Consider the following 19,014-nt stretch of genomic DNA (forward strand, 5'->3'; position numbering starts at 1 on the left):
ATTGGGTTGATAGGCCGGAGATGGAAGACCAGTAATGGTTGGAGTTGACCGGTACTAATAGGCCGAGGACTTGTCATGAAGACGCTACGCATCCACTGTGCGGTTCTGAAGGAACCGAACCGACCATCACCGGTCGCTGACTGATCCCCTGGTTGGGGGGTTGGGCGCGACAGGGTGGTGCTGTGTGGTTGGTTATCTTCATAGTGTTTCGGTGGTCATTGCGGTTGGGGAACACCCGGTCCCATTCCGAACCCGGTAGTTAAGCCTTCCAGCGCCGATGGTACTGCACTCGTGAGGGTGTGGGAGAGTAGGACGCCGCCGAACATTCTTTCCCTGTGGGGGTGCACGGTTTTCCGTGCGCCCCCACAGGGCTTTTTTGCGTTAACCTCCCTGTTCATGGTCGACGTGGTGGTGCACGAAGATCCCGCCGGGTTCTGGGCGGTGGCCGGGGACTTCTTCCGCGCCGATCCCGTCCGGCACACCGTGCCCATCGCCGTGGTCGAGCAGTGCTTGCGCCAACCCGAACGCCCGTCCGTCGTGTGCGTCACCGTCCACGACGACGGGCAGCTCGTCGCGGCGGCCGTGCGCACCCCGCCGTGGGGCGTGAACCTCAGCGGGGTCCCGGCGCCGTGGGCCGACCTCGTCGCCCAGGCCTACGCCGAGCGCGGCGACCTGCCGGGCGCCGGTGGGCCGCGCGAGCACGTCGAGGCGTTCGTCCTGTCCTGGTCGGTCCGCACCGGGGCCAGCGCCTACCAGGCCAAGGAGCTGCGGCTCTTCCGGCTCGACGCGCTCACGCCGCCCGACGTGCCCGGTGAGGTGGCGGTCGCCGACGAGTCGGACTTCGACCTCTTAGTCGGCTGGCGCGCCCGGTACGCCGTGGAGATCGGCGAGGCCGACCTGCACGACGAGGAGGCCGCCGCCAAGGCCATCCGCCACCGGGCAGCTGCGGGCTACACCGACCTGCTGTGGCGGCACGGGGGCGAACCGGTCTCCTGGGCCGCCGTGAACCCGCCCAGGGCGGGCATGTCGCGCGTGGGCCCCGTCTACACGCCGGTGGAGCACCGCGCGCACGGCTACGCCTCCGCGATCACCTCGGCGGCCTCGGCCTGGGCGCTCGACCGGGGCGCCGAGCACGTGCTCCTGTTCACGGATCTGGCCAACCCGACCACCAACTCGATCTACCCCGGGCTCGGCTACGAGCCGGTCCAGGACGCGGTGGACTTCGTGTTCTCCCCGCGCCGCCCCTGAACGCACCCACCGTCCTGAACGCACCCACCGCCCTGGGCGACCCCACCGGCCCGGACGTCCCCACCGGCCCCGGTCTGCCCGCGCCACCCCGGATCGGTCCCGCCCCCCGGACTCGCTGGCGTTCCAGACCGCCCGCGCTCCCCGAACGGCCCCCACCGTCTTCGGACCCGCTGAAGCCCCAATCCGCTCGCGCCACCCGGACCGGTCCCACCACTCTCGAACCCGCCGGCGCTCAGGACCGGCTCCGCCACCCCCGGACCCGTTGGTGCTCAGGAGCGGTCCCCACCCTCGGACCCGTTGGCGTCCGGGATCGGCCCCCATCCCTGCCCTGTCCCACCGTCGCCCAGGACCAGCCGCCCCACCGCCGTCGCGGCTAGTCCACCACCACGTCCGCCGCCGTCGCCCTGGTGATCGGCCGGTTGCGGGCGTGCGAGGAGAACACCAGGGACGTCGTGGTCTCCCCGTAGCGCAGGGCCAGCTCCACGAACACCTCCAGCTCCGCCATCGACCGGCACACCACCCGCAGCAGCCAGCAGTCGTCCCCGGTCACGTGGTCGGCGTCCCGGACCTGCGGCATGGTCACCACGCGCTCGCGGAACCGGGGCGTGTCCAGGCTCCGCACCCTGACCCGCACCACCGCCTCGATCACCAGCCCGAGCCGCTGGGGGTCCACGGTCGCCGCGTAGCCGGTGATGATCCCGGCCTGCTCCAGCCTGCGCACCCGCTCGGTCACGGCGGGCGCGGACAGCGACACCCGGCGGGCCAGCTCGCTGAACGAGGTCCTGCCGTCCTGCTGGAGCAGCTCCAGCAACTTCCAATCCAGATCGTCCGGTTCCACCGGGGAATCGTAGGCGTCCGGCCGAGAACGCCTGGGTTTCCGCCTGGGCTCCACGGGGTCCGCGCGGGGAGGATTTCCCCATGTCGAACGCACTGCGCTTCCCGCCCGCCGACCCCGCCACCGCCGCCGCCTTCTTCGCCGCCGAACTCGCCTTCGAGGCCGACCCGGACGACGTGGCGCGCGACCTGGCCGCAGGGACCGCCACCGGCTACCGGCTCGTGGAGACCAGGAGCGCGGAGCGGTTCGCGGAGCTGCGCGTGCCCGGCGCGGTCAACCTGCCGCACCCCGAGATCACCGCCGAGACCACGGCGGACTGGGACCGCGACCTGGTGTACGTCTGCTACTGCGAGAGCAGCCAGTGCAACGCGGCCACCAAGGGCGCGCTGAAGCTCGCCGAACTGGGCTTCAGGGTGAAGCGCCTGTCCGGCGGCATCACCGCCTGGCGCGCGGCGGGCTTCCCGGTCGAGGGCGCTGCCGTCGGGAACTCTGCCGTCGGGAGCGCTGCCGTCGAGAGCGCCGCTCCTGCGGGGACCGCCCCCGGTGAACCTGCCGAACCAGCCGGACCGGCCCCGGTCCTCGCCTGCGGCTGCTGACCTGGGCGCCCGCCCCGCGCGGGCGCCCAGCGCGCCCGGTTCGGCGGCGGCCCGGACCGGTGCTCCCGATCTCCCCGCCACAACCCCCGGTCACCCCCTGACTAACCTCGTCCGGGTGACCCGAATCCTCGTGATCCAGCCCGGCGCCGACGACCCCCTCGGCCCGCTCGGCGACTGGATGCAAGCCGCAGGCGCGGAACTGGACCTGGTCAAGCCGTACGAGCAGCCCGTTCCCGCCCTCGACGGCTACCGGGCCGTGGTCTGCCTCGGCGGCGCGATGGGACCGCTGGACGACGTCGACCACCCGTGGCTCGCCGACGTCCGCAAGCTGCTGTCCGGCGCGGTCGCCAAGAAGGTGCCGGTGCTGGCGCTCTGCCTCGGCGCGCAGCTGCTCGCGGTGGCCACCGGCGGCCAGGTCCGGCGCGCCCCCTCCGGTCCCGAGGTCGGCCCGCAGCTGGTGGCCAAGCGCGACTCGGCGGTCCGCGACCCGCTGTTCGCCGACCTGCCGTTCACGCCCGACGTGATCCAGTTCCACCGGGACGAGGTGGGCCTGCTGCCGCCGTCCGCCGAGCTGCTGGCGTCCTCGCCCAAGTGCGACAACCAGGCGTTCCGGGTCGGGCAGAGCGCCTACGGCCTCCAGTTCCACATCGAGACCACGCCCGAGGTCGTGCTGAGCTGGGCCGAGGGCTCGCCCGAGGTCGCCGACAGCGGCCGTCGCGGCTGGCAGGACCCCGTGCGGCTGGCCGAGGCGCACGCCGACGTCGCCGAGGTCTGGCAGCCCTTCGCCGAGCGCTTCGTGCGGCTGGCGTCCGGCGAGCTGACGTCCGCCGTGCCCGGTATGCCGCTTCCGCTGGTGTGACGAACATCGGCCGACGCACGAGTTAACGGAGTGTGCATGTAGCGTTCACCCGCAAACCCTTACGCAACCTAATCGGTTGAGCCGAAGGACTTTACGGGTGGACGTCTCACTCCTCGTCGTCACCGTCATCGTGACCGCTCTGGTCTTCGATTTCACGAACGGCTTCCACGACACAGCCAACGCGATGGCCACCTCGATCGCCACCGGAGCGCTCAAGCCGAGAACCGCGGTCGCGCTGTCGGCGGTGCTGAACCTCGTCGGCGCCCTGCTCTCGGTGGAGGTGGCCAAGACCATCTCCGGCGGCATCGTCGACGACGCCATGATCACACCGGCGGTGGTGTTCGGCGGACTGGTCGGGGCGGTGCTCTGGAACCTCGTCACCTGGTACCTGGGCCTGCCCTCCAGCTCCTCGCACGCCCTGTTCGGCGGCCTGATCGGCGCCGCCTGGGTCGCGGCGGGCGCCGACTCGGTGCACTTCGCCAAGGTCCTGGACAAGGTGGTCGTGCCCGCGCTGGCCGCGCCGCTGGTCGCCGGGATCGTCGCGCTGCTGGCCACCAGGCTCACCACCCGGCTGACCGCCGGCGTGCGGGGCTCGGTGGCGGGCAAGGGCTTCCGCGCCGGGCAGATCGCCTCGGCCGCCCTGATGTCGCTCGCGCACGGCACCAACGACGCCCAGAAGACCATGGGCATCATCACCCTCACCCTGATCACCGCGGGCACCCTCGCGCCCGGCGCCGAGCCGCCGATGTGGGTCGTGGTGAGCGCCGCCGTGGCGATCGCGCTCGGCACCTACCTGGGCGGCTGGCGGATCACCCAGACCCTCGGCAAGGGCCTGACCACGATCGAGCCCGTGCAGGGCTTCGCCGCGCAGACCAGCTCCGCCGCGGTGATCCTCGCGTCGTCCAACCTGGGCTTCGCGCTGTCGACCACGCACGTCGCGTCCGGCGGCATCACCGGCGCGGGCCTGGTCAACGGCCGCGAGGCGGTGCGCTGGGGCGTCGCGGGCCGGATGGTCGCGGCCTGGGTGCTGACCCTGCCCGCCGCCGGCCTCGTCGGCGCGCTCGCGGGCTGGGTCGCCGACAGCGGCACGGCCGGGGTGGTGGTCGTCGCGGTCACCGCCGTGCTGGTGTCGCTGGGCATCTACGTGCTCTCGCGCCGGGAGCCGGTGCTGCCGGAGCAGATCGTGGACGAGGGCCCCGCCTCCGCGCGGGAAGTGGGAGGGGTGGCGGCGTGACGGTCGACTGGGGAGCGCTCGGCTCCGTCTTCGGCGTGAGCCTGGTGGTCGTGCTGGGCCTGGTGGCGCTGTTCTCCGCCGCGCTGCGCGGGCTGTCCGCGCGGGAGGTCGCCCGCGAGGGCGGTGGCAGCGGCGCGCCGGGCCTGTCCGTGGCCGTGACCTGCTTCGCGGCCTGCGCGGCCGTGGTGCTGTTCGGGATCTACTTGATCGTTGCGCGCTGATCCCGCTGCGCCGGGCGACGACGGGACTACGGTGTGCTGCGATGACCGATCCAGCCCGCTCCTCCACGTCGCCCGCGCGCTTCGGGCTCACCGACCCGCGCAGCGGTGAACACCTGCGCGACGCAGGCTGGTGGGACGACCGAGGTCCCACCGGCGGCGTCGACCCGGTCCTGGCCGCGCTGGCCCGCAGCCCCGACCCGGACCTGGCCCTCCTGGGCGTCGACCGGCTCCGCTCCTCGCTCGGCGACCGCTGGCCCGCGCTCGACGCCGCGCTGCGCGCCGACGAGGTGGTGCGCGGCAGGCTCCTGGCGGTGCTCGGCTCGTCCACCGCGCTGTCCGACTTCCTCGCGGCCAACCCGGACCGCTGGACGGCGCTCGCGGGCGCCGACCCGGTCGACCAGGCCTCGTTCGTCCCGGCCCTGGTCCGGGTGGTCGGCGCGGACGACCCGGTGCGCGAGCTGAAGCTGGAGTACCGGGCGCTGCTGTGCCGGATCGCCGCCGAGGACCTGGCGCACGTGGTCGAGCCCGAGCTGGCGTACGTGCCGTACGACGACGTCGCTGGCCTGCTGTCCGACCTCGCCGTCGCCGCGCTGCACGCCGCGCTGGAGGTCGCCCGCACCAGGGTGCCCAGGGCCGACGAGTGCAGGCTGGCCGTGATCGCCATGGGCAAGTGCGGCGCGCGGGAGCTGAACTACGTCAGCGACGTCGACGTGGTGTTCGTCGCCGAGGGCGACACGGGCGTGGCGACCCGGCTGGCGAGCACGCTCATGCAGGTCGCGGGCAAGGCCTGCTTCGAGGTGGACGCGGCGCTGCGGCCCGAGGGCAAGGCGGGCGCGCTCGTGCGCACCCTCGACGGGCACGCCTCCTACTACCGGCGGTGGGCGCGCACCTGGGAGTTCCAGGCGCTGCTCAAGGCCCGGCCGGTGGTCGGCGACGCCGAGCTGGGGCAGCGGTACCTGGAGGTGGTGCGCCCGCTGGTGTGGACGGCCGCCGAGCGCGAGGACTTCGTGCCGGACGTGCAGGCCATGCGGCGGCGGGTGGAGCAGCACGTGCCGGTGGGGCTGGAGGAGCGCGAGCTCAAGCTCGGCCGGGGCGGGCTGCGGGACGTCGAGTTCGCGGTGCAGCTGCTCCAGCTCGTGCACGGGCGCGGTGACGAGGAGCTGCGCATCCAGGCCACCACGCAGGCGCTCGCCGCCCTCGGGCGCGGCGGGTACGTGGGGCGGGCCGACGCGGCGGACTTCGGCCGCGCCTACCGGTTCCTGCGCACCCTGGAGCACCGGTTGCAGCTGCAGAAGCTGCTGCGCACCCACCTGTTCCCGGCCGAGGGCGACGAGGCGGCGCTGCGCTGGCTCGCCCGCGCCTCCGGGCTGCACGCCGAGGGCGGGCAGTCCGAGTCGCAGGTGCTGCTCGGCGAGTTCCGCAAGCGCGCCAACCAGGTGCGCAGGCTGCACGAGAAGCTGTTCTACCGGCCGCTGCTCCAGGCGGTGGCGAACGTGCCGACCGAGGCGCTGCGGCTGACCACCGGCGAGGCGGTCAACCGGCTGGCCGCGCTCGGCTACACCGCGCCGGACGGGGCGCTGCGGCACATCGAGGCGCTCACCAAGGGCGTGTCGCGGCGGGCCCGCATCCAGGGCGCGCTGCTGCCCGTGCTGCTCGACCAGCTCGCCGAGACCCCCGACCCGGACGGCGGGCTGCTGTCGTACCGGAAGGTGTCCGAGGCGCTCGCCGAGACGCCCTGGTACCTGCGGCTGCTGCGCGACGAGGGCGCGGTCGTCGACCGGCTGGCGGCGCTGCTCGGGTCCTCGCGGCTGGTGCCCGACCTGCTGGTGCGGGCCCCCGAGGTGCTGCGGCTGCTCGCCGACACCGAGGCCTTGGTCGGGCGGGACCCGATGACCGTGGGCAACCCGCTGCGCAGCACGGTGTCCCGGCACCACGACCTGGAGCGGGCGGTGACGGCGGCGCGCTCGCTGCGGCGGCACGAGCTGCTGCGGGTGGCGTGCGCGGACCTGCTCGGGCTGGCGACGCTGCGGACGGTGTGCGTGTCGCTGTCCGAGGTGTGGGTGGCGGTGCTGGAGGCCTCGCTCGACGCGGTCGTGCGGGCGGCGGGCGAGCCCAGGGCGCGGATAGCGGTCATCGGGATGGGCAGGCTCGGCGGGCGGGAGCTGGGGTACGGGTCGGACGCGGACGTGGTGTTCGTGTGCGAGGCGGTCGGCGGGGCGAGCGACTCCGAGGCGGTGCGGTACGCGAACGGCGTGGTCGAGCGGGTGCGGCGGCTGCTGAGCGCGCCCAGCCAGGACCCGGCGCTCCAGGTCGACGCGGACCTGCGGCCCGAGGGCAGGCAGGGGCCGCTGGTGCGGACGCTGGAGTCGTACCGGGCGTACTACGCGCAGTGGGGCGAGCTGTGGGAGTCGCAGGCGCTGCTGCGGGCGCGGGTGATCGCCGGGGACGCGGAGCTGGGGGCGCGGTTCGTCGAGATGATCGACCCGGTGCGGTACCCGGAGCGCGGGCTGGACTCCGGGCAGGTGCGGGAGATCCGGCGGATCAAGGCGCGGGTGGAGGCCGAGCGGCTGCCGCGCGGGGCCGACCCGTCGACGCACACCAAGCTGGGGCGCGGTGGGCTGGCGGACGTGGAGTGGACGGTGCAGCTGCTCCAGCTGCGGCACGCGGCCGAGGTGCCGGAGCTGCGGACGCCGTCCACGGTGCGGGGGCTGCGGGCGGCGCAGGAGGCCGGGCTGGTGTCGGCGGAGGACGCGGAGGTGCTGCGGGAGTCGTGGGTGCTGGCGACTCGGGCGCGGAACGCGGTCGTGCTGGTGAAGGGCAAGCCGGGTGACCAGCTGCCCACGGTGGGGCGGGACCTGGCGGCGGTGGCGGCGGTGATGGGGCACGCGCCGGACGACGCGGGGGAGTTCCTGGACTCCTACCGGCGGGCCACGCGGCGGGCGCGGGGTGTGGTGGAGCGGGTGTTCTACGGGTCGTGAGGCGGGCGGGGCTCGTTCGGCGGGCACGGCGGCGGCGGGACTGCGGTCCGCTCGCGCCCCGGAGCGTTCCGGCGCCCGGCCCCGACTCCCGACCCCCGACCCCCGACCCCCGACCTGGCCCCGGTGGTGCTCCGCCGCGTTCCGGTCTCGATCGGTTCCGTAAGCCTCGACCACGATCCGTCCCGCGCGAGGGCTGGGGCCGTGGGGTGACTGCTGCCACACTCGGGGTGTGGAAGCGATCACGCAGAGCGAGTTCGGCGACGCGGACGTCCTGCGCCTGAGCGAGGTGCCCGACCCGGTGATCGGCCCCGACCAGGTCCTGGTCGAGGTGCGCGCGGCGGGGGTGAACCCGGTGGACCGGCTGGTGCGGGCCGGGCTGCTGCGGGACGTGGTGCCGCACCACTTCCCGCTGGTGCCGGGGTGGGACGTGGCCGGGGTGGTGCGGCGGGTCGGCCTGGCCGTGGAGGGGTTCGCGCCCGGTGACGAGGTGTTCGGCTACCAGCGCAAGGACCACGTGCAGCACGGCGCGTACGCGGAGCTGATCGCGGCGCACGAGCGCGGGCTCGCGCACAAGCCCGCCGGGTTGTCGTTCGAGGAGGCCGGCGGGCTCGCGCTGGCCGGGTCGACCGCGCTGCAGGCGCTGCGCCGGATCGGCGTGGGGCCGGGCGACCGGGTCCTCGTGCACGCCGCGGCGGGCGGGGTCGGGCACCTGGCGGTGCAGGTGGCGCGGCTGCTCGGGGCCGAGCGGGTGCTGGGCACGGCGTCGCCGCGCAACCACGCGTTCCTGGCCGGGCTCGGCGCGGAGCCGGTGGCGTACGGGGACGCGCTCGTGGACAACGTGGCCGAGGTGCTCGGCGGGGACGCGCGGGTGGACGCGGTGCTGGACTGCGCGGGCGGCGCGGCGCTGAGCGACTCGTGGGCGCTGGTGCGCGACCCGGCGCGCGTGGTGTCCGTCGTGGACCTGAACGTGGTCGCGCTCGGCGGGCTGTACGCGTACGCGAAGCCGGTCGCCGACGACCTGCGCTGGCTGGCCGACCGGGCGGGCGCGGGGGAGCTGCGGGTGGAGGTGCAGCAGGTCCTGCCGCTGGCGCGGGCCGCCGACGCCCACCGGCTCATCGAGGGCGGGCACGTGCGGGGCAAGGTCGTGCTCGCGGTGGGGTGAGGTTCAGCGGGGTGAGGCGTGGTGGGGTGAGGCGCGGGTGCGCGCTGCTCGAACGTGCGCTGCTCGAACGCGCGCTGCGGTCACCCGCTCCCGCGCGGGCGGTGGTTGTGGGGCGGGTCCTGCCGACGTCGGACCCGCCCCGCTGAACGGCTGGTCACGCCTCGTCGGGCGCCTCGTCGGCGGTGGGGACGGTCGCGAGCAGGTCGACGACCCACTCCTCGACCAGGGTGTCCTCCTCGCCTTCCTCTTCCAGCACGAGCCGGTTGAACACCCGGACCCCGAGTCCGAGCACGTCAGCCGCGGCGATGGCCTCGATGGCCTCCGCGGCGGAGTCGTAGATGTTGGTGGACAGCACCTGCGCGGGGGTAGCGACGTCTTCAGACACGGCGTGACAGTAGCCCGCCGGGCCGCCCCTGGCGCGGTTCGCCGCGCAACGACTTTGTGTGGGACTGCGGTGACGCGCTGTACAACTGGGGTCGTTTCCAGGGCACTCAGCATTGACTGAGAGTGATTTCGACCCGACACTGAAGGTCCCTCTGCTGGGTGACACCCATGCGCCCGAACGAAGGACGCTATGAACCGAGAGCAGACTTCGCACCACCGGAAGAAGGGTGGCGCGGCCCTCAAGACCACTTTCGCCGCACTGGGCGTCCTGGTGCTGCTGGGCGTGGTCCAGGCCGCCACGGCGGGCACCGTGGGCGTCGGCGCGCTGAGCGTGGACCTGCGCGGTTCCGCCACCCCGCCCACGTCCGCCGCCGCTCCGGACACCCCCGAGGCCCTGCTGCCCGCGAACACCCCGGCCGAACCGGGCCCGAACGCGGAGACCAAGGCCGTCGAGGGCTCGTGGAAGCAGTCGAGGGGCCTGCTCACCGCCGAGATCACCAAGGTCGAGACGGTCGACGGCCGCGTCCGCCTGCACCTGACGGCGGTGAACGCGAGCACGGCGAAGATGGACATCCCGCTCACGTCGATCACCGCGAAGGACGACGCGGGCGCCGAGTACGCCGCCACCCCCACCAGCCGCTGGTCCGGCACCCTGGCCAAGGGCGCGACCACGACGGGCCAGATCGACCTGGACGAGCCGAGGTCCCCCGGCGCGACGGCCCTGACCGTGACCCTGTCGGACATCGTGGGCCCCCTGGCCCCGACCGGCGGCGCGATCGCGGTCCAGAACGTCCCGCTGCCGTAACCCCCCCGCCAAGGCCCCGCCCTCCCCGGAGAGCGGGGCCTTCACGCACCCCCGGAAACCCCCCCGAACGCGGAACGGCCCGCCAACCACGAGGGCTGACGGGCCGTCCTGCTGCCGGGACCCGCTGGGCGCGGGAACCGGTCACACGTCGTAGTACAGCGCGAACTCGTACGGGTTCGGGCGCAGGCGCAGCGGGTCGATCTCGTTCTCGCGCTTGAACGCGATCCAGGTGTCGATCACGTCCGGCGTGAACACGCCGCCCTCCAGCAGGAACTCGTGGTCCGCCTCCAGGCTGTCCAGCACCGCGTCCAGCGTCGCCGGGACCTGCTTGACGTCGCGAGCCTCCTCGGGGGGCAGCTCGTAGAGGTCCTTGTCGATCGGGGCGGGCGGCTCGATCTTGTTCTTCACGCCGTCCAGGCCCGCCATCACCATGGCCGAGAAGGCCAGGTACGGGTTGCCCGACGAGTCGGGGCAGCGGAACTCGATGCGCTTGGCCTTCGGGTTGTCGCCGGTGATCGGGATGCGCACGCACGCCGACCGGTTGCGCTGGGAGTAGACCAGGCTGACCGGGGCCTCGTAGCCGGGCACCAGGCGGTGGTACGAGTTCACCGTGGGGTTGGTGAAGGCCAGCAGCGACGAGGCGTGGTGCAGGATGCCGCCGATGTAGTGGCGCGCCGTGTCCGACAGGCCCGCGTAACCGGACTCGTCGTGGAACAGCGGCTGGCCGTCCTTCCACAGCGACTGGTGGGTGTGCATCCCCGAGCCGTTGTCGCCGAACAGCGGCTTCGGCATGAAGGTGACGGTCTTGCCCGCCTGCCACGCGGTGTTCTTGATGATGTACTTGAACAGCATCAGGTCGTCGGCCGCGTGCAGCAGCGTGTTGAACTTGTAGTTGATCTCGGCCTGGCCGCCGGTGCCCACCTCGTGGTGCGCCCGCTCGACGGTGAAGCCCTGGTCCTCCATGTTGAGGACCATCTTGTCGCGCAGGTCGGCGTAGTGGTCGTTGGGCGAGACCGGGAAGTAGCCGCCCTTGTACTTGACCTTGTACCCGCGGTTGCCGCCCTCCTCCTCGCGGCCGGTGTTCCACCAGCCGGAGATCGCGTCGATCTCGTGGAAGGAGGCGTTCGCGGTGGTGTCGAAGCGGACGGAGTCGAAGATGTAGAACTCCGCCTCCGCGCCGAAGTACGCGGTGTCCGCGATGCCCGACTCGGCGATGTACTGCTCGGCCTTGCGCGCGATGTTGCGCGGGTCCCGGCTGTACGCCTCACGGGTGAACGGGTCGTGCACGAAGAAGTTCACGATCAGCGTCTTCTCGATCCGGAACGGGTCGAGGCGCGCCGTGAACAGGTCGGGCAGCAGCAGCATGTCCGACTCGTGGATGGACTGGAAGCCCCGCACCGACGAGCCGTCGAACGCCAGGCCCTCGCTGATCGCGTCGGCGTCGAACGCCTTCGCGGGCAGGGTGAAGTGCTGCATCACGCCGGGCAGGTCGCTGAAGCGGACGTCGACGAACTTCACGCCCTCGTCGGAGATGAACTTCAGGACCTCGTCGGGATTCTTGAACACCCTCGTCGACTCCTTCTTCTGCGGTGGGGGCGTGGTGTGACGCCGCTGGTCAAGGCGGCCTACCCATCGGGCGCGACGCTATGGCCGGGGTGTTGCCCGGCAGTCACCCTCGTGTTTCGCCAGTGTTAACGGGCCCGCCGGGCGGGGCAACCCGACCTCGACACCCTCACCCGCTGAGCACGCCCTTACTCTGGTGGGGTGAGCAGGTGGACCGGTTCGTGGCTGTCAGGACCCCGCGCGGCACTGGAGCCGGGCGCCGACTCCGGCGACGGGACCGGGCAGCGCTGGAAGGGCGAGCGCCTCGGCCTGCCGGAGTCCGGGCCGGGCGCGGTGGCGGGCACCGGGCGCAGGGCGATGGCCATCCTGGTCGACTTCGCGCTCTCCGCGGGCGTCGCGGGCCTGCTCACCTACCCCGACCTGCCGCGCAACTGGAGCCTGCTGGCCTGGTTCGCGATCACCGTCGTCGCGGTCGGGTTCTTCGGCTTCACGCCGGGGCACGCGCTGTTCGGCCTGCGCGTCGCGCGCGTGGACGGCGCCGCGCTGGTCGGCCCGCCGCGCGCCGCGCTGCGCACCGCGCTGATCTTCCTGGTGGTCCCGGCCGTGGTGTGGGACGCCGACGGGCGCTGCCTGCACGACAAGGCCTCGGGCACCATCGTCATCCGGGTCCGCTGACCGCGCGGATCACCCGTTCCGGTCCTCTTCCCGCCGCTTTCCCGTCCCGGAAACACCTCGGCCGTCCCTGCGGGAAACCGCAGGGACGGCCGAGGTGAGCCGGAGGAGCGGAGGATCAGCGGCGGCGCATCGCGCGCTGGATGTTGCGCATCTTCGCGCCCTGCGGGACCGGGCCCTTGGGCATCGCGGCGCCCCGGCTGGCCAGTGCGGTCAGCCGGTTCTCCACGGTGTCGACCTGCGCGGTCGAGATGTTGCGGGGGAGCTTCATCAGGTGGCCCTGCAGCTTGCGCAGCGGCACCTGGCCCTCCTCGTGACCGACGATCACGTCGTAGATGGGGGTCTCGCCGATGACCCGCGCCACGCGCTTCTTCTCCTGCGCGAGCAGGCCCTTCACCCGGTGCGGGGCGCCCTCGGCGACGAGCACGATGCCGGGCCTGCCGATCACCCGGTGCACCATGTCGCCGCTGGTCGTGCCCGCGACCGCCTGGGTGACCCGCCACTTGCCGCGCAGGTTGTCCAGCGCCCACGCCGCCGCGCCCGGCTGCCCGTCCGCCTTCGCGAACACGTTCCGCTGAACGCGCCTGCCGAAGATGACGATCGCCAGCAGCGCGCCGACCGCGATGCCCATCGGGAGGAACACCCAGTGCATGTCCCAGATGAGACCCAGCAGGAACGCCGCGGCCGTCGCACCGAGCAGCGCCAGCAGCATGAGCGGCACCAGCGCCTTGTCCTCGCGGCGCTGCATCTTGAACGCCTCGAAGATCTGCCCGCGCTTGGCCCTTGATTCGGCGCGCCTGGCCTTCGCCGCTTCCTTAGCGGCGGCCTTGTCCTGCTTTCCAGCCATGCGGGCAAGGATACGGCGCGGCGCGCGGGGCCAGCACGGGACTGCCCAGCGGCAATGCGAGGATGCAGCGCATGGACCGGCTGCTGGAGGGACTGGACCCGGAACAGCGGGCGGCCGTCGAGGCCCCGAGGGGGCCGGTGTGCGTGCTCGCGGGCGCGGGCACGGGCAAGACCCGGACCATCACGCACCGCATCGCGCACCTGGTCGCACGCGGTCACGTGGCCGCCGGGCAGGTGCTCGCGGTGACCTTCACGGCCCGCGCCGCAGGCGAGATGCGCACCCGGTTGCGGGCGCTCGGCGTGCCGGGAGCGCAGGCCAGGACCTTCCACGCCGCAGCGCTGCGGCAGCTCAGGTACTTCTGGCCCAGGGTCGTCGGCGGCGACCAGTGGCAGCTGATCGACGGCAACAAGCTGCGCATGGTCGCCCAGGCCGCGAACCGGGCGGGCCTGTCCACCGAGTCCGACTCGCTGCGCGACCTGGCGAGCGAGATCGAGTGGGCGAAGGCGTCCCTGATCGCCCCGGACGACTACCCGGCCGCCGCCGAGCGGACCCAGCGCGACACGCCCGCGCCCGCGCCGCAGGTCGCGCGGGTGTACCAGGGGTACGAGCGGATCAAGAACGAGGCGCGGCTGCTCGACTTCGACGACCTGCTCCTGCACACCGCCGCCGCCCTGGAGGAGCACGGCGCGGTGGCCGAGGAGTTCCGCGACCGCTACCGGTGCTTCGTGGTCGACGAGTACCAGGACGTGACGCCGCTCCAGCAGCGCGTGCTCGACGCGTGGCTAGGCCAGCGCGACGACCTGACCGTGGTCGGCGACGCCAACCAGACCATCTACTCCTTCGCGGGCGCCTCCCCGCTCCCGCTGCTGAACTTCGCCCGCCGCTTCCCCGAGGCCGCCGTGGTCCGCCTGGAGCGCGACTACCGCTCGACGCCGCAGGTCGTGGCGCTGGCCAACGACGTGATCAAGTGGGCGCGCGGCAGGCCCGCGGGGTCGCGGCTGAAGCTGATCGGCCAGCGCCCCGACGGCCCGGACCCGGTGTTCACCGAGTTCGACGACGAGCCGGGCGAGGCGGGCGCGGTCGCGCGGCGGGTCCGGGAGCTGCTGGACGGCGGGGTGTCGGCGAGCGAGATCGCCGTGCTCTACCGGGTCAACGCCCAGTCGGAGGCCTTCGAGCAGGCGCTGGCCGAGGTCGGCGTGCCGTACCAGGTGCGCGGCGGCGAGCGCTTCTTCCAGCGCCCCGAGGTCAGGCAGGCCGTGCTGGCCCTGCGCTCGGCGTCGACGGGCGGCCGGTACGCGGCAGGGCTGGGCAACGGTGGCGCTCCGGCCACAGGTGCCGGGCCGGGCCCGGTTCCCGGCGCCCGGCCGGGGACAGACGCCGGTCGGGTGTCACCGCTCAGGACGGGGCAGGCCGCAGCAGGCGTCTCGACCCAGGGCCTTCCCGCCGCCGATGCCCCGACTCCCGGTGGCGTCCCGGCTCCCACCTACGCCCCGGCGCCCGGTGACGCCTCGCGTCCCGGCGCAGCCTCGGCCTCCGGCGCCCCTCAGACCCGCTCCCAGGTGTCAGCGCCCGCGCCCGCCTCCGCCTCCGCCTCCGCCTCCGCCTCCGCCTCCACCTCCACCTCCACCTCCACCTCCGCCTCCGCCTCCGGTCCCGTTCCCGCCGCGTCGGCGCCTGTTTCCGGCTCCGCGTCCGCCCCCGCTCCCGCTTCCGCGCCCGCGCCAGTTCCCCCCGCCTCCAGGTCGAGCGAGCTGCCCGGCCTGGTGCGCCGGGTGCTGGCCGTGGTCGGGCTGACCGACGAGCCGCCCGCCGGTGGTGGGGCCCAGCGCGAGCGGTGGGAGTCGCTGCTCGCGCTGGTCGAGCTGGCCGAGGAGTTCGCGTCCGTCGTGCCCGACGCCGACCTGCGCGCCTTCGTCGCCGAGCTGGACGTGCGTGCCGAGGCGCAGCACCCGCCGACCGTCGAGGGCGTCACCCTGGCGTCGCTGCACGCCGCCAAGGGGCTGGAGTGGGACGCGGTGTTCCTGGTCGGGCTGGTCGACGGGACCGTGCCGATCCAGCACGCCGACGGCGACGAGGCCGCCGTCGAGGAGGAGCGCAGGCTGCTCTACGTCGGCGTCACGCGCGCCCGCGTGCACCTGTGGCTGTCCTGGGCGCTGTCCCGCGCCGCCGGTGGCCGCCGGTACCGCAGGCGCAGCCGGTTCCTGCACGCGCTCGTGCCCGAGGGGCACCCGGCGTCGCGGGTCGCGGCGGAGCCGCGCGAGCCGGTGCAGCGCAAGCCGAGGCCCGAGTGCCGGGTGTGCGGGTCGGCGCTGACGGACTCGCGGGCGGTGAAGCTGGGGCGCTGCTCCTCGTGCCCGTCCGACGTCGACGAGGAGCTGCTGGTGAAGCTGCGCCGGTGGCGGGCCGGGCGGGCGCGCGAGCTGAAGGTTCCCCCGTACGTGGTGTTCACCGACGCGACCCTGCTGGCGATCGCCGAGCAGCGGCCGGAGGACGTCGCCGGACTGGTCTCGATCGCGGGCATCGGCGCGTCCAAGCTCACCCGCTACGGCGACGACGTTCTGGCCCTTGTCCTGGGGAAACGCTGATTCGTCACACGATCGACAGGGATTTTGGAAAATCGGTTGCACCCGTCGCGCACGGGGTCATAACCTGCTCAGGCCAGGCGCGAGAGCGCCTGCTGGGGACCTGAACCACTCACGACGCCTGAGGCGTCCCGCACGCACCGAGGGAGGTGGCCATTGTGAAGACCCTGATGTTCCTCACGATCCCGAGCCGCCTCCTGCCCGCCGCTGTCGAGTGCACTGCCATGCCCTCGACCGCTGCCCCCGCAGTTCTGGTGGATTCGATTCGTGAGCGCCGGTCACGTCGTGGCTTCGCACAACTGAGCACCCAGCGTGTTCTGGGCTTTGCCATGAACGTCGAGGCCGTTCTGCCAAACGGCGCCCCCACCCCGAACGAGTACAAGCACGTCGCGACGTCCGCACCAGGGCGATGTACCTGACACAGGTGTAGTCAGGGCACTCAGCTCACAAAGGCCGCGGACCAGCGACATGGTCCGCGGCCTTTGTGCTGTTCACAGCAGTTTTCGTCAACCCCATGAGCAAGACCTCGACAGGAGTCCACCAGATGTTGACCGCGACCGTCCCGACCATAAGCGGGACGAGCACCAGCGAGTCCGACCTCACCGGAGCGGGCGTCGCGACGCTGATCGACACCGCTCCCGACGCAGGCCTGGAGCTGCCCTGCCGCACCAACAACCCCGACCTGTGGTTCGCCGACGCACCCGTCCAGCTGGAGGAGGCCAAGAAGTTCTGCGCCGCCTGCCCGGTGATCGCGGAGTGCCTGGCGGGCGCCCTGTCCAGGCACGAGCCGTGGGGCGTCTGGGGCGGGGAGATCTTCGAGCGCGGCGCGGTGATCGCCCGCAAGCGCCCCAGGGGCCGTCCGCGCAAGGACGCCACCCCGGTCGCGCCCGCGGCCGTCGTCCCCGCCCAGAAGCCCGCGACCGTCACCCGTCGCGCCGCTGACCAGGAGGTCGCAGCGTGACCGACTACCCGAAAACCAACGACACCCGGACAACGACCGACCCGGCCGTTGAGCTGAACACCAGGGGGAATCCGATGCTGCTCGAAGAGACGCTCGCCAGATCCAGGATGAGGGATGCGGAGGCCTTCGCCCGACAACACAGGCAACACCGCCAAGCCCGCCGCGCCTCGACCGCCGCGAGGTGGCGCAGGCTGGCGACCTGGGCCGACCGCAGGGCGGCGAACACGGCCTGACCGGCGGCGCGGGGCGAGGGCGGCGAGTTGTGCCCGGTGGACTCGGGGGAGACCACCGACGGGCACGCACACCAACCTGAGCCCCGCGCGCCCGGACCAGCCCGGTCATGACCGGGCTCCCGCACGACCGGGAACCGGACATCGGCGGAACAGCACCTCACGCCCTGCGGGCAGACCAGAACGCGACCGACCCCCGCAGGGAACTTGCCCGGTGAGGGCGCTGGAAAGCCGGTGTCCGGCTCCGACTCCCCGGCCACCGAGCCGTGTTCAAGCGCGCGTGCCCACGTCCGCGCGCTCATGCGCCCATCCCGCCCGTCCGTGCTCATGCCTACTCGCGCCTGTCCGCCCGTGCTGCTGCTCAGGCCGGGTGCGGGTGTTCGCAGGCGCCCGCGCGACCGCAGGCGTGCCCACCCACAGGCGTGTCCATCCGCAGGCGTGCTCCACAGACGTGCAGAGACTTGCCGCTTCGCGCGGCTGCCCAAGACCGGCCCCGGTGTGTTTGCCTGGGGTCGGTTTTGCCTTGCCCTGGGTGTCTCGGGACTCCTGCGGTGGGCTGCTGCGTTCGCTCCGGCTCGGTACCGTGCGGGGTGTGGCCGCTCACACAGCTGATGGAATCGATTGGAACTCCCGTCTCGCTGACCTGCGTCGGGCCGATGGGTTGCAGGCTGACGCCGCGCGCCTCGTCGCCGCTCGGCTCGTCGACGGGCTGCCCGACGCGCCGACCGTGGTCGACGTCGGTTCCGGCGCTGGTGGGATGGCGCTGGTGCTGGCCGAGGCGCTGGCCGCCCGAGGTGGTGGCACGCTCGTGCTGGTCGACGCGGTGCCCGAACTGCTCGACGCCGCCACCGCCGCCGCCCGCACGGCCGCCGCCTACGAGACGGACTCGCCCACCACCTCCGTCCGGGTCAAGCCCGTGCTCGGCGACCTCACCTCCGAACAGCCCTCCTCCTTCCTGCCCACCGCCGACCTGGTGTGGGCCTCCGGCGTCGTCCACCACCTGCCCGACCAGGCGGCCACGGTGTCGGCGCTCGCCGCCTCGCTCGCGCCCGGCGGACTGCTCGCCCTCGCCGAAGGCGGCTTGGACGCGCGCTTCCTCCCCTGGGACATCGGGGTCGGCAGCCCTGGGCTGGCCGACCGGCTCTCCGCCGCGCGCGGGGAGTGGTTCGCGCGGATGCGCGAGAACATCCCCGGTTCGGTCCGGCTCACCAAGGGGTGGGGAGCCGTCCTCACCGCCGCCGGACTGCGCGACGTGCAGGCCTTCAGCCACCTCGTCGACCACCCGGCGCCGACCACGCCACAGGTCCGCGACTGGGTGCTCGCGCACGTCCGGCGACTCGCCGAGTCCTGCGGCGAGCGGTTGCACGCCGCCGACCGGGCGGTGCTCCGAGACCTCCTCGACCCTGGGCACCCCGCCTACCTCGGGGCGCGCGACGACCTGTTCCTCTTGAGCGCCAACACCGTCCACACCGGGCGCAGGTCATGACCCCGGCGCCGGTCTGCTCCCGCTGCGGCGCGCAGCGGGTGGACGACTCCCCGACCGGGGAGGCGCTCGCCTGGGTGCGCGAGCAGGAGCGGGGGAGGGAGCGCTGGCTGTGCCCCGACTGCGCGCGTGCGCACGTGCGCGACATCGAGGCCAAGCTCCCCACCGAGTACTGGTGACCGCACCCCCTGACGCCCCTGCCGGAACACCTCCTGGAACACCTGCCTGACTGGAACACCTGCCTGAGTCGAGCGCGAACGTCCCGCAGCAAGTCGGTGAACGTGCAGGGAAGTCGGTGAACGTGCCGGGAGGGCGGCGCACCACCCGGAACCCGGTGACACGCACCGGGTTCGG

Annotated in this window: 19 protein-coding genes and 1 rRNA gene; 16 read left to right on the forward strand and 4 right to left on the reverse strand. The window is 73.2% G+C overall.

Annotation, left to right across the window (positions count from 1 at the left end):
• Positions 1-207 precede the first annotated feature (207 nt).
• Positions 208-324: ribosomal RNA gene (gene rrf / locus LV78_RS03295) — 5S ribosomal RNA — on the forward strand.
• 72 nt (positions 325-396) lie between these two features.
• Positions 397-1,248 carry a GNAT family N-acetyltransferase gene (locus LV78_RS03300; RefSeq protein WP_253843251.1) on the forward strand — a complete coding sequence of 284 codons (852 nt, stop codon included), beginning with the start codon at positions 397-399 and terminating at the stop codon, positions 1,246-1,248.
• A 373-nt stretch (positions 1,249-1,621) separates the two neighbouring features.
• Here the strand turns inward: LV78_RS03300 and LV78_RS03305 are convergent, their stop codons facing one another.
• Positions 1,622-2,086 (reverse strand): Lrp/AsnC family transcriptional regulator, encoded by a 465-nt coding sequence (locus tag LV78_RS03305; protein ID WP_253843253.1) that lies wholly within the window; start codon positions 2,084-2,086, stop codon positions 1,622-1,624.
• Between the two features lie 80 nt (positions 2,087-2,166).
• Between LV78_RS03305 and LV78_RS03310 the strand changes: the two genes are divergently transcribed.
• The 6 genes from LV78_RS03310 (at position 2,167) to LV78_RS03335 (ending at position 9,133) form a co-directional block, all read left to right on the forward strand.
• Positions 2,167-2,679: a rhodanese-like domain-containing protein gene (locus LV78_RS03310; protein ID WP_253843255.1), complete on the forward strand. Its 513-nt coding sequence runs from the start codon at positions 2,167-2,169 to the stop codon at positions 2,677-2,679.
• A 115-nt stretch (positions 2,680-2,794) separates the two neighbouring features.
• Complete coding sequence (locus tag LV78_RS03315) at positions 2,795-3,538, forward strand: type 1 glutamine amidotransferase (RefSeq protein WP_253843256.1); 744 nt, start codon at positions 2,795-2,797, stop codon at positions 3,536-3,538.
• 97 nt (positions 3,539-3,635) lie between these two features.
• Complete coding sequence (locus LV78_RS03320; RefSeq protein ID WP_253843258.1) at positions 3,636-4,772, forward strand: inorganic phosphate transporter; 1,137 nt, start codon at positions 3,636-3,638, stop codon at positions 4,770-4,772.
• On the forward strand, positions 4,769-4,993 hold the full coding sequence (locus tag LV78_RS03325) for a hypothetical protein (RefSeq protein ID WP_253843260.1): 225 nt from the start codon (positions 4,769-4,771) through the stop codon (positions 4,991-4,993). Before LV78_RS03320 ends, LV78_RS03325 begins: the two co-directional genes overlap by 4 nt.
• A gap of 41 nt (positions 4,994-5,034) precedes the next feature.
• Positions 5,035-7,971, forward strand: coding sequence for a bifunctional [glutamine synthetase] adenylyltransferase/[glutamine synthetase]-adenylyl-L-tyrosine phosphorylase (locus tag LV78_RS03330; RefSeq protein WP_253843261.1), 2,937 nt, complete (start codon positions 5,035-5,037; stop codon positions 7,969-7,971).
• Between the two features lie 229 nt (positions 7,972-8,200).
• Positions 8,201-9,133, forward strand: a complete 933-nt coding sequence (locus LV78_RS03335) for an NADP-dependent oxidoreductase (protein ID WP_253843262.1) — start codon at positions 8,201-8,203, stop codon at positions 9,131-9,133.
• Between the two features lie 154 nt (positions 9,134-9,287).
• On the opposite strand, the gene LV78_RS03340 is transcribed toward LV78_RS03335, so the two are convergent.
• On the reverse strand, positions 9,288-9,518 hold the full coding sequence (locus LV78_RS03340) for a hypothetical protein (protein ID WP_253843263.1): 231 nt from the start codon (positions 9,516-9,518) through the stop codon (positions 9,288-9,290).
• Between the two features lie 189 nt (positions 9,519-9,707).
• Between LV78_RS03340 and LV78_RS03345 the strand changes: the two genes are divergently transcribed.
• The gene (locus LV78_RS03345; RefSeq protein ID WP_253843264.1) at positions 9,708-10,322 is read left to right on the forward strand and encodes a hypothetical protein; all 615 of its coding nucleotides are present in this window, start codon (positions 9,708-9,710) and stop codon (positions 10,320-10,322) included.
• A 141-nt stretch (positions 10,323-10,463) separates the two neighbouring features.
• On the opposite strand, the gene glnA is transcribed toward LV78_RS03345, so the two are convergent.
• Positions 10,464-11,888, reverse strand: coding sequence for a type I glutamate--ammonia ligase (gene glnA, locus LV78_RS03350; RefSeq protein ID WP_096491641.1), 1,425 nt, complete (start codon positions 11,886-11,888; stop codon positions 10,464-10,466).
• A 198-nt stretch (positions 11,889-12,086) separates the two neighbouring features.
• Between glnA and LV78_RS03355 the strand changes: the two genes are divergently transcribed.
• Complete coding sequence (locus LV78_RS03355) at positions 12,087-12,560, forward strand: RDD family protein (protein WP_118945399.1); 474 nt, start codon at positions 12,087-12,089, stop codon at positions 12,558-12,560.
• A 115-nt stretch (positions 12,561-12,675) separates the two neighbouring features.
• Here LV78_RS03355 and LV78_RS03360 read toward each other — a convergent pair whose 3' ends face one another.
• Complete coding sequence (locus LV78_RS03360) at positions 12,676-13,404, reverse strand: DUF4191 domain-containing protein (protein WP_253843265.1); 729 nt, start codon at positions 13,402-13,404, stop codon at positions 12,676-12,678.
• Positions 13,405-13,466: 62 nt separating this feature from the next.
• Here LV78_RS03360 and LV78_RS03365 point away from each other — a divergent pair, with 62 nt between their 5' ends.
• The 6 genes from LV78_RS03365 (at position 13,467) to LV78_RS03390 (ending at position 18,839) form a co-directional block, all read left to right on the forward strand.
• Positions 13,467-15,989 carry an ATP-dependent DNA helicase UvrD2 gene (locus tag LV78_RS03365; RefSeq protein WP_372494773.1) on the forward strand — a complete coding sequence of 841 codons (2,523 nt, stop codon included), beginning with the start codon at positions 13,467-13,469 and terminating at the stop codon, positions 15,987-15,989.
• A 155-nt stretch (positions 15,990-16,144) separates the two neighbouring features.
• Positions 16,145-16,405 (forward strand): hypothetical protein, encoded by a 261-nt coding sequence (locus LV78_RS03370; protein ID WP_253843267.1) that lies wholly within the window; start codon positions 16,145-16,147, stop codon positions 16,403-16,405.
• A 125-nt stretch (positions 16,406-16,530) separates the two neighbouring features.
• Positions 16,531-16,947 carry a WhiB family transcriptional regulator gene (locus tag LV78_RS03375; protein ID WP_253843754.1) on the forward strand — a complete coding sequence of 139 codons (417 nt, stop codon included), beginning with the start codon at positions 16,531-16,533 and terminating at the stop codon, positions 16,945-16,947.
• Entirely contained in the window at positions 16,944-17,180 is a 237-nt protein-coding gene (locus LV78_RS03380; protein WP_253843268.1) for a hypothetical protein, read from the forward strand. The genes LV78_RS03375 and LV78_RS03380 overlap by 4 nt, the downstream gene beginning before the upstream one ends.
• 589 nt (positions 17,181-17,769) lie before the next feature.
• Positions 17,770-18,663, forward strand: coding sequence for a class I SAM-dependent methyltransferase (locus tag LV78_RS03385; protein ID WP_253843269.1), 894 nt, complete (start codon positions 17,770-17,772; stop codon positions 18,661-18,663).
• Entirely contained in the window at positions 18,660-18,839 is a 180-nt protein-coding gene (locus LV78_RS03390; protein ID WP_253843270.1) for a hypothetical protein, read from the forward strand. The genes LV78_RS03385 and LV78_RS03390 overlap by 4 nt, the downstream gene beginning before the upstream one ends.
• The last annotated feature ends 175 nt before the right edge of the window (positions 18,840-19,014 follow it).

It is taken from the genome of Actinosynnema pretiosum, from assembly GCF_024171695.1.
Lineage (GTDB): Bacteria > Actinomycetota > Actinomycetes > Mycobacteriales > Pseudonocardiaceae > Actinosynnema > Actinosynnema pretiosum.